The sequence below is a fragment of the Planctomycetota bacterium genome, from assembly GCA_026387035.1.
In the GTDB taxonomy this organism is placed as follows: domain Bacteria; phylum Planctomycetota; class Phycisphaerae; order FEN-1346; family FEN-1346; genus JAPLMM01.
On the sequence record JAPLMM010000246.1, the window covers coordinates 1 to 10,910 of the forward strand.

The window sequence follows — 10,910 nt, forward strand, 5'->3', positions numbered from 1 at the left end:
GGCCCTCCGGCCGTACATGGGCGGCCTGGACCGCCTCCGCCCGCCCGCGCCGTCCGACGTGCACGGCACGAAGGGGTAAAAAAGACCCCGTGCGGGATCCCCCCACCTCCGCACGGGGGTCGTTGTCTGCGGCCGTCCTGCCGTTGCGGTATCATTGGCAGCAAGCGGCGACGAAGGCGAGGAAAACCCGCCGCCGGACGGAAACCCCGTGACAACCCTATGTCACACTCCAGGGAGAGGGGTCCGGCGGGGTAATGCGTGAGTTACGGTTGTGGCGACCGCTCTTGCCGACTGTAGCGCGGGGGTTTATCCCCCGCGCAGGGCCGCGCGGGGCATAAAGCCCCGCGCTACATAATCCCCGGACCAACCGTAACTGACGCCGTACCGGCCGGGCAAAAAGAAAGTTGACAGCCGCGCCAGCAAGCCGATATCCTGCGCGGTTCCACGGGGTTCTGCTCGCGGATATTTGCTGACTCGTCCACCATAGCCCCGGCGCGCCGGGGCGAAGGCGGAAAGGAGCGTGCCGGAAAGCGAAGCGTCGCCAGGGTATTATTTTCACATGACGCGGTCGCCAAGGCGACCGGCTAAATGTTTAGCCGCCCCGCGTGCTTGCCCGCCGTAGCCCAAAGGGCGAAGGAGGGCGGGGCGCGTTTGAGCAAGGAACACGACCATGGGCGAAAGCGCCTATAAAAACACCCTCAACCTGCCGCGGACCGAGTTCCCGATGAAGGCGAACCTGGTCCAGCACGAGCCGGACCTCCGCCGCCGATGGGCCGAAATGGACCTCTATCGGATGATCCGCGCCGCGGAGCATCCGAAGGGACGGTACGTCCTTCACGACGGCCCGCCGTACGCGAACGGCGACATCCACATCGGGACCGGCATCAACAAGATCCTGAAGGACATCGTCGTGAAGTACAAGACGATGCGCGGTTACGATTCACCGTACATCCCCGGCTGGGATTGCCACGGCCTGCCGATCGAGCACAAGGTGCGGACGGAACTCGGGGCGAAGGCCGACCGCTTGAGCGCGACCGAGATCCGCGAGCAATGCCGCCAGTACGCCCTCCACTTCGCCAAGGTCCAGAGCGAACAGTTCCAGAGCCTGGGCGTCTTCGGGCGGTTCGACAAGCCGTACCTTACGCTCGACCCGGCGTACGAGGAAGGCCAGATGGAAGTCCTGGCGGCGCTGGCCGACGAGGGCCTCTTGTACCGCGACCGGCGGGCGATCCATTGGTGCGCGTCGTGCGAGACGGCCCTTGCGGAAGCGGAACTCGAGTACGCCGACGACGAGGGGCCGAGCCTCTTTGTCCTTTTCAAACTAGCGCCCATGAAGAAACATGCGGCCGGTGGTTTGGGCCGCGTCCCGCTTCTTCGCGTCGATCTAGAGGGACGGGGCGAGCCACTTCATCTCATGGTCTGGACCACGACGCCGTGGACGCTGCCGGCCAACTTGGCGGTGGCGGTGCACCCGGAGTATACGTACGCGATTGTGCGATTCACGAAAGGCGGCCGGAAGTACACAGCAGTGATCGCGGAAGATCTCGTCGCGACGGCGGCGAAGAATGCGCGGCTGGGCGAAGTTGAGATTCTCACCAAGTCCGGCCCGATCCCGGGGGCCGAACTCGCTGGCCTTCCCTACGAGCATCCATTCATGGGCCCGCCGGAGGGAGGCGAGGTGCGCCGCGTCGTCGCCGACGCGAGCGTCGTGACGCTCGAAGAGGGCACGGGCCTCGTGCACATCGCTCCCGGCCACGGGCGCGAGGACAACCTCCTGGGCATGCGGCGCGGCCTGCCGGCGTACAGCCCGGTCCTGGGGGACGGACGGTTCGACGAAACCGTGCCGGAGTGGATCCGCGCGAAGACGGTTTGGGAAGCCAACCCGATCATCCTCGCGCGCCTCGCCGAGTCGGGGCACCTCGTGGCCGAGGGAACGACGGTCCACCGGTATCCGCACTGCTGGCGGTGCCGGGAGCCCGTCATCTTCCGGGCGACCGAGCAGTGGTTCGTTGCGCTGGACTCCGGCGAGACGGGCAAGAGCCTGCGCCAGCGGGCGCTCGAGGCGGTGGGCGGCGTCCAGTGGGTGCCGGCGTGGAACGAAGCGCGGATCCGCGGGACGATTGAGACGCGCCCCGACTGGTGCATCAGCCGGCAGAAACTCTGGGGCGTGCCGATCCCGGCCCTCTACTGCGAAGCGTGCGGCCGGGCCGTCCTGACGGGCGACATGATGCGCGCCGCGGGAAAGTTCTTCGGCCAAAAGGGAAGCACCGCGTGGTACGAGGCGACGGTCGAAGAGATTTTCGGCGAGGCCCCGGCGTGCCCCGACTGCGGCGGCCGGACGTGGCGCAAGGAGACCGACGTCTTCGACGTCTGGCTCGACTCGGGCGCGTCCTGGCGGAGCGTCTGCGAGGCCGAGAACCTGGGGATGCCGGTGGAACTTTACCTCGAAGGCTCGGACCAGCACCGCGGATGGTTCCAGTCGAGCCTCGTGCTGGCCGTGGTGGCGCGGGGCCAGGCGCCGTTCCGCACGTGCGTCACGCACGGCTTCGTGGTGGACGAAGAGGGCCGCAAGATGTCGAAGAGCCTCGGCAACACGGTGAACGTCTTGGACGAGGTTGGGCGGCTCGGGGCGGACGTGGTGCGCCTCTGGGCCTCCAGCACCGACTATAGTTACGACATCCGCGCCTCCGACGCCCTCATCTCGAACCTCCAGGACGCCTACCGCAAGATCCGCAACACCCTCAGGTTCCTGATGGGGAACACGGGGGACTTCGACCCGAAGAAGAACGCGGTGAAGCCGGCCGACCTGGAGGGAATCGACCGGTGGCTCCTCGCGCGGGCGCAGCAACTGGCGGCGGACGTGACGGCCCAGATGGAAGCGTTCCAGTTCCATCGCGTCTTCAGCCTCGTCCACGTCTTCTGCGTCACCGACCTGAGCGCTTTTTATCTAGATGTGCAGAAGGATTGTCTGTACTGCGACGCGGCGGACTCGCCGCGCCGCCGCAGCGCCCAGACGGCCATGGCCGAGACGGCCGACGTGCTCGTGCGCCTGCTCGCGCCGATCCTGGTGCACACGGCGGAGGAGGCGTGGCAGCACCTCGCGCCCGCGGCCGGGGGCACGCGCGAGCCGAGCGTACACCTCGCGCGCTGGCCCGAGGTTGACGCGAACCTCCTGGACGAGGACCTCCTGGCCCACTGGGACTGGCTGATGGACGTCCGGCGCGACGCGTACGCCCTGCTCGAGGTCTTCCGCAAGAAGGGACGTTTTGCGAAGCACACCGAGGCACGGGTGGCCCTGGCGCCGGCAGACGAAAAGGAACGGGCGGAACTGGCGAAGGTCGGCACGGAGACGCTCGCGGCGCTCCTCCTGGTGAGCGAACTGGTGATCGTTTCGCCCGAGGAATCCGAGGCGCTCGAGGGCGAGCGGGCCGAGGCCGGCGAAGCCGACCAAAAACGGTTCGCCTCCGCCGTCCTCCTGCCGCAGAAGTATTCGAGGTGCGAGCGGTGCTGGAATTGGTGGCCGAGCGTCGGCCAAGGCGAGCCGAAGAACCTCTGCGCGCGATGCCGACAAGTGCTCGCGTCGCAATAAGCGCGTAAGGCGCACGGCCGGGCAAGGCCGGCCGTGCCACACAACCCGCTTGTCAGGAGAGCACATGAAAACGCAGGAAGTCATCGCCCTGTTCAACAAGTACGTCATGGCCAACTACACGCGGTTGCCGCTGGTGGCGGTGCGCGGCGAAGGGCCGTACATCTGGGACGCCGACGGGAAACGCTACCTGGACCTTTTCAGCGGGTGGGCGGTGACGGGCGTGGGACACTGCCATCCGCGCCTGGTCGAGGCGATCGCGAAGCAGGCGGCGCAACTTATCTACATGCCGAACACCTGGTACACCGAGCCTCAGGGCCGCCTGGCCGAGTGGATCGCCAAGACCTCGTTCGGCGGCAAATGCTTCTTCTGCAACTCCGGCGCCGAGGCGAACGAGGGCGCCATTAAACTCGCGCGCCTGGCGACGGCCAAGGAGAAGTACAAGATCATCTCCTTTGAAAACGGTTTCCACGGGCGGACGTTCGCGGCGGTCACGGCGACGGCCCAGCCGAAGTACCAGCAGGGCTTCGCGCCCCTCGTGCCGGGTTTCTCGTACGCGCCGCTGAACGACCTGAAGGCCGTCGAAAAGTTGGTGGACGGCGAAACCGCCGCCATCCTCGTCGACCATCCTCGTCGAACCGATCCAGGGCGAGGGCGGCATCAACGTGGCTGAACCCGAGTTCCTCCGGGCCTTGCGCGACCTGTGCGACCAGCGAGGCATGGTTCTGATTTTCGACGAGGTGCAGACGGGCGTCGGGCGGTGCGGCACGTGGTGGGGCTATCAGGTGCCGGGCGTCGAACCGGACATCATGACGATGGCCAAGCAGTTGGGCGGCGGGACGGCGATCGGGGCGCTGGCGGCCAAGCCCGAAGTGGCCGAGCACCTGAAGCCCAGCACGCACGCCTCGACGTTCGGCGGGAACCCGCTGGCGGCGGCGGCCGGATGCGCGGTCTTCGAGATCATCCGCGACGAGAACCTCCTGGAAAATGCCCAGAAGATGGGGGCGTATCTGAAGCAGCGGATGCTGGAACTGAAGCAGGATGTGCCTCTCATCGCCGAGGTCCGCGGCGCGGGGCTCATGATCGGCGTGGAACTGACCGAAAGCGGGGCGGGCGTCGCCTCGGCGTGCCTGGCGAAGGGCCTGCACATCAACTGCACCCATGGGACGGTGCTGCGGATCATGCCGCCCCTGAACATCACGCAAGGACAACTCGACGAAGGGCTGGACGTTCTGGCGAAGGTCCTCAAATCAGAACGCAGAATGCAGAACGCGGAATGAACGACGAAGACTTCCAACGCGGAATGTTTCGATTGCGGATTGCGGATTTCGGATTGCGGATTGAACGGCCAAACGGCAAACGAAAGGGTGTTCGCCGCCCGCCTTGGCGGGCGCTGCGAAGACCGTAGGCGCCCGAGGAGGCGGAACATGAGCGACCGGGTCAAAAATAACCCGTGGGCGATGAGCGCCGCAGGCGCGGCCCTGGCGGGCCTGGCGCTGGCCGCCGTCGCGGTCGTCGTGGCGGTCGGCGGATGCGAACCCGCGCAGCGGGATTTGACGATCCTCTTGGTCGAATACCAAGGGCCGGAGGCGCGCCCGAGCGCCGACCGTCTGGCCGGCGAACTGGCGGACCAGAAACTGCCGGACGTCTTCGTGGTCGAAGGGCCCGACTACGCGGCCGTGTGCGTCGGCCGGTATCGCACGTGGAAAGACGCCCAGGCGCGGGAGATGCTGGGGCGGGTACGCCGGATCCGGGACGCTCGCGGCCAGTACCCGTTCCAGGGCGTGATGCTCGTGCCCGTGCCGGAGCCGGCCCCGAAAACCTCGTGGGCGCTGGAAGAGGCGCCGGGCGTCTACAGCCTGTACGTGGCGGGATGGGAATCGCCCGGCCGAAAGGAAAACGCCCAGGCCTATGCCGCCAAGTTGCGCAAGGAGGGCAGGGAGGCGTACGTTTACCACGGTCCGCACCTGAGCATGGTTACGATCGGGGCGTTCGGTCCGGACCTTTTCGACGACGCGTCGAAGATCGGCCGGCCGGGCGGGAAGCCGACGATCGTCCATCCGAAAGCGCTGGAGATTCTGCGGGCGTTTCCGTACCTGCGGATCGAGGACCAGGCGACGCCGGTGCCCTCGACGGCGATCCGGATTCCCGGCCGCGAGGCTGCGGTATCCACCCGGCCGCCGCTGCCGAAGGTCCTCTATCGCGTCACGCTGAGCCTGGTGAGCACGGAGACGGGCGTGGCGGCGGGTCGCGGGCAGGCATCGGGCGTCGCGCAGCACGAGCGGGAGATCGGGCCCCTGGTCGAGGCGCTCGTCAAACAGTTGGTCGAGTCGCTCGGCCCAGTCAAGCGGGCGCGGATCGGGCAGGTGGGCCTGTCGGCGGGGAGCCCCGAAGCGGCCGAACTCGGGGCGGACCGTGCCGCTGCCGACGCCCTGGCCGCCGCCCTCCAGCGCGCCGCGAAAGACAAGCGCCTCGCGATCCAAAGCCCGGAGGCGACGCGCCAGGTTCTCGACGCGGCCGGCCTCGCGGAAGAGATGGTCCGCAAAAGCCCGCGCCTGGCGCGGGGCTTGAAGAACCTGGACTTTGTCCTCGTCGGGTCGGTGACGGCGACGAAGATGTGAGGTCCGAGGGATGGCGCGAACGGTGGTGATCGCGACGCGGAACCGCAAGAAGTTCGAGGAGATGGCCGTCCTCCTGGGCGGGCTGGACCTGGAGGTCCGCTCGCTGGCGGATTTTCCCGGCGTGCCGACCGTCCCCGAGACGGGCGACACGTTCGAGGAAAACGCGAAGGCCAAGGCGCTCGGTTACGCCCAGGCGACGGGCCAGTGGGCCCTGGCCGACGACTCGGGCCTCGAGGTGGACGCGCTCGGCGGTCGGCCGGGCGTCCGCTCGTCCCGCTGGGGCGGCGAGGAAGGAAACGACGACCTCAACAACCGCACGCTCCTGGAGGCGCTCGCGGACCATCCGAAAGAGACGTGGACGGCCCGATACCGGTGTGTGGTCGCCCTGGCCACGCCGGACCGCGTCCTCCTCGTGGCCGAAGGGGCCTGTGAGGGGCGGATCACGGACCGGCCCGCGGGCGCGAACGGCTTCGGGTACGACCCCTATTTCTTCGTGCCCTCGGAGGGGCGGACGATGGCCCAACTGGCGCCGTCGGCGAAGAACCGTCTGAGCCACCGCGGCCGGGCGATCCGGGCCCTGAAACGCCGGCTGAAAAAACTCTTGTAGAATCGCCCTCGAGGCGCACAATGGCGCGCTTCCAAGGGGTGGGAGAATGGAACGGGTTTCATAACGAAAAGGGTGGCGGGTCTCCCGACCCGCCACCCTCCCAATCCCGGCGCGCTGGGATGGAAATCGCGGCGGTTCAGGAGAACCGCCGCGCAAAAATAAAGGGTGCGGCGCCGAGCCGGGGCGGCGCCGACGATAAGGAGAAACAAGAGATGGTGCCAAAGCAGGTGTTCTTCACGAAGGGCGTGGGGATTCACCGCGAGAAACTGGCGAGTTTCGAGTTGGCGCTGCGCGACGCCGGCATCGAGAAATACAACCTCGTGCGCGTCTCCAGCATCTTTCCGCCCGGATGCAAGATCGTGCCGCGAGAAAAGGGCCTCGCCCAACTGCCCCCCGGACAAATCGTTTACTGCGTGATTGCTCAGGCGGCCGACAACGAGCCGAACCGTCTGGTGGCCGCCTCCATCGGCCTGGCGGTTCCCGCCGAGGGAACGCAGTACGGGTATCTCTCGGAGCATCACGCGTTCGGGCAGACGGGCGCCATCGCCGGCGACTACGCCGAGGACCTGGCCGCCACCATGCTCGCCACCACCCTGGGACTCGAGTTCGACCCCGAATCGGCCTACGACGAACGCAAACAGATCTACCTGATGAGCGGCAAGATCGTCACCACGCGCAACGTCACCCAGAGCGACGAGTGCTGCAAACTCGGACGATGGACCACCGTCCTCGCCGCCGCCGTCTTCGTCACCGGACAGCAGGACCTCTTCGAATAGCGAAGGCCGAGCGCCGCCAGACCATGGACGAACCGGAACTCATCCCGCCGAACTTCCTCGGCCTGCCCGCGGAAACTTCCGCTTACGCGAAGGCCCGCGTCGTCGTCCTGCCGGTTCCGTTCGAGGCGACGACGTCCTACGGCGCCGGGACGCGCGGCGGACCCGATGCCATCCTCGCCGCCAGCCGACAGGTCGAAACTTTCGACCCCGACCTCGGGTGCGACCTCGCCGACGGCCCCATCCACACGCATCCGTCGGTCGCGCCCGCCCTCGGGGCGCCGGACGCGATGACGGACCGCCTGACGGCCGTGGCCGGCCGGTTGTACGCGGACGGCAAGTGGGTGCTCGCCCTCGGCGGGGAGCACTCGATCACGCTCGGCCTCGTGCGGGCCGCCGCCAAGAAGCACGGACGCCTCTCCGTCCTTCAACTGGACGCCCACGCCGACCTCCGCGACTCCTGGGAAGGGACCCCCTACAGCCACGCCTGCGTCATGCGCAGAATCGTCGAGGACGGACACCGGACGGTCCACGTCGGCATCCGGAGCGCCTGCCGAGAGGAAATCCAGTTCGCCGAGGCGCACGGCCTGCCGATCTTCTGGGCGAACAAGTTTGCCGGCTCCGATGCGCTTCTGGAGGCCGCCGACGCCCTCGAGGGCCCCGTCTATGTGACGGTGGACGTCGATGGCCTCGACCCGGGCGTCATCCGGACGACCGGCACGCCGGAGCCGGGCGGACTCGGATGGTGGGAAACGATGCGCCTCCTGGAGCGCGTTTTCTCGAAGCACCGCGTGGTGGGGGCGGACGTGGTGGAACTTTCGGCCCAGGGCGACGCGGCGAGCGATTTTGCCGCCGCCCGCCTCGCCGCCAAACTCGCCGCCTTGGCCCTCCAGTCCTCCTGAGTGTTCCAGAAAATCACGGTAACCTCTGCCCAGCCCACATGTTAGACGGAAATTACCCCAGGGGTAATTTCCGGCTCACCGCAGCCAACGCGGAGCCCGGAACGCGGAACCCCGTCTCGTCCTCCGGACATAGACCGCCGCTCTCGCCCCATCCCGACCGTAACCTCGCCCCGTCCCTTGTGTTAAAATGCTTGCGGTCAGAGCCGCTCAGAAGTGTTCCCGCGCCCCGGGGAAAGACGAGCCGTGAAACACGTTCCATCCAATCCGTGCCGGACGCTGGCGGCGGCGCTGCTCATCATGCTCGCCATGGCAGCCCCATGCGCGGCGCGCGGGACCGGCGGATTCTTGCGCGACTGGGCCGTCTGCGGGCCCCTGGAGGGGACGAAACTGGCGGTCCCCGCGCTCGCGCCCGACGCCGTCGGGTATCCCGGCCTCTATTCGCTGGGGCGGGTCTGGCTCCGGGCGAGCGCCCAAGAGGACGGCCGGGTGGACCTTCGCCGATTGTTTCCCGACCCGCCGACCGGCACGGCCCTGGCGCACACGTTCTTCCATGTGCCGGCGGACGGGACGTACGTCCTCAGGCTGGGGAGCGACGACGCGGTCCGCGCGGAGATCGACGGCTGGGTGCTTCTCGAACACGACGTGAAACGTTCCTGGCGCGCGGACGCCGAGGAGATCGTGGTCGAACTGAAGAGCGGTTGGCATCGCCTGCTCGTCCGCGTCGTGGACTACGGGGCGCAGTGGGCGTTCTCCGTCCGTGTGGCGGACGACAAGAATCGGCCCATCGAGGTCCAGCACCAGGCCGACGTGCCCGCGGCGCTCGCCGAGGAGTACCGCCTCGACGACCCTGTCACGCTGGAGCGGCGGGCCGAGGCGACGCTCTACCTGGCGGCGTGGGCCGAGCAGACGCTCACGGACCTCCAGATGCGGCGTGCGCGTCTGGAAGCGCTGCCGGAGGGGTACGCGACGTTCGGGGAATACTCGGGCGCGCGGTCGCTGGGCCTCGAGTTTTTCAAGTCGCTGGCGGCGGAGTGGGGTTATCGGCTGGGGGGCGACGGGGCAGGGGAATCGCCCGAAGCGGCCTCGGCGGCCGTCGATGCCGCCACCGGCCTGTCGGAATCGCTCGGCGCGGAGACGAGGAATCTCCTGGCCGCGATGGCCGACGCCGCGGCAGCGTGGGAAACGCTCGGCGGGGCGCGCGTGTCGGAGCGCGATGCCGCCTCCGCGGCGCTTCGCCTGGCCGACGTCCTCCAGGACACGCGGCGGCTGGCGGACCAGGTGGAGAAGGAACACGTCCTGATGGCCCGCCTCGAAAGCGACATCCGCAACTGGCGCCAGCGGGACCTGACGGTCCGCGTCCTCGACGCCGAGGGCGGGCGCGTCGAGGGGGCCGAGGTCGAGATCGTCCAGACGCAGCATGAGTTTCTGTTCGGATGCAACGCGTTCGCCCTCGGCCAATGGGGCAACGAGCGGAAGAACCGGCTGTATGAGGACGCGCTGACGCACCTCTTCAACCTGGTGACCGTGCCGCTCTACTGGTCCGCGATCGAACCCCGCCAGGGCCGCCGCGAGTTCGACACGATCGACCGGATGCTCCGATGGGCCGAGAAGAAAAACCTTTCCGTCAAGGGCGACCCGGTGCTCCTCGAGGAAACGGTCCCGCGATGGGCGGCCGAGATGGCGCCCGGCGGGGCGCGGGAGGCGGCGGAGTCGCACGTCTGCGGGCTCGTCGCGCGATACGCCGGCCGCATCGACTGGTGGGACATTTTCACCCCCGTCCAGGGGGAGATCAAAGTCGGACCGGCCGATGTGTCGGCCGACGAAGTCGTTCGCTGGGCGGCGTCGGCCGGACCGAAGGGCGGCCTCATCCTGCACGACCCGGACGCCAGGCGGCTCGCGCAGCGGGCGGCGGCGCTCCAGGCCGCCGGCCTGCCGGTCGCGGGCGTCGGCGTCCTCGCGCATCAGCACGCGGGCGCCTGGCCCGTGGACCTCGTGCGCCGGACTCTGGACGAGGCGGCGGCGGCCCGCACGCCTCGCGGCGACGCGGGGCTGCCGGTCCACGTGTCGGCCATCACGATCCTCGGCGGGCCGGACCAGGAGACCGAACAGGCCGAGGCCGTCCGGCGGTTCTACACGGAAGCGTTCGCCCGTCCCGAGGTCGCGAGCATCTCGTGGTGGGACCTGTCGGATGCCTTCGCGTGGCAGAACGCGCCGGGGGGATTGCTCCGGGCGGACCTCTCGCCGAAACCAGCCTACGAGGCCCTCGACCGCCTGATCCAGCACCTCTGGCGGACCGATGCCGCCGGAAGGACCGACGAGGAAGGACGCATCGCCGTCCGCGCTTTCTTCGGATCGTACCGCATCACCGCCCGGGCGGACCGGCGCTCCAGGACCGTCGAGGTCCGCCTCGGACGCGACGGG

General features: G+C 68.4%; 6 protein-coding genes and 1 pseudogene. All 7 read left to right on the forward strand.

The annotated features are described in order from the left end of the window. Positions 1-670: 670 nt before the first annotated feature. On the forward strand, positions 671-3,589 hold the full coding sequence (gene ileS, locus NTX40_09240) for an isoleucine--tRNA ligase (GenBank protein ID MCX5649262.1): 2,919 nt from the start codon (positions 671-673) through the stop codon (positions 3,587-3,589). 64 nt (positions 3,590-3,653) lie between these two features. Continuing rightward, positions 3,654-4,866, forward strand: a pseudogene (locus NTX40_09245) (aspartate aminotransferase family protein). Between the two features lie 147 nt (positions 4,867-5,013). Beyond that, the gene (locus tag NTX40_09250; protein ID MCX5649263.1) at positions 5,014-6,207 is read left to right on the forward strand and encodes a hypothetical protein; all 1,194 of its coding nucleotides are present in this window, start codon (positions 5,014-5,016) and stop codon (positions 6,205-6,207) included. 10 nt (positions 6,208-6,217) lie between these two features. Next, positions 6,218-6,814: an XTP/dITP diphosphatase gene (locus tag NTX40_09255; GenBank protein ID MCX5649264.1), complete on the forward strand. Its 597-nt coding sequence runs from the start codon at positions 6,218-6,220 to the stop codon at positions 6,812-6,814. A 212-nt stretch (positions 6,815-7,026) separates the two neighbouring features. Next, on the forward strand, positions 7,027-7,590 hold the full coding sequence (locus NTX40_09260) for an arginine decarboxylase, pyruvoyl-dependent (protein ID MCX5649265.1): 564 nt from the start codon (positions 7,027-7,029) through the stop codon (positions 7,588-7,590). A gap of 23 nt (positions 7,591-7,613) precedes the next feature. Beyond that, positions 7,614-8,489: an agmatinase gene (speB, locus tag NTX40_09265; GenBank protein MCX5649266.1), complete on the forward strand. Its 876-nt coding sequence runs from the start codon at positions 7,614-7,616 to the stop codon at positions 8,487-8,489. A 243-nt stretch (positions 8,490-8,732) separates the two neighbouring features. Continuing rightward, positions 8,733-10,910 (forward strand): endo-1,4-beta-xylanase (locus NTX40_09270; GenBank protein ID MCX5649267.1); only part of this gene is annotated, 2,178 nt, incomplete at its 3' end.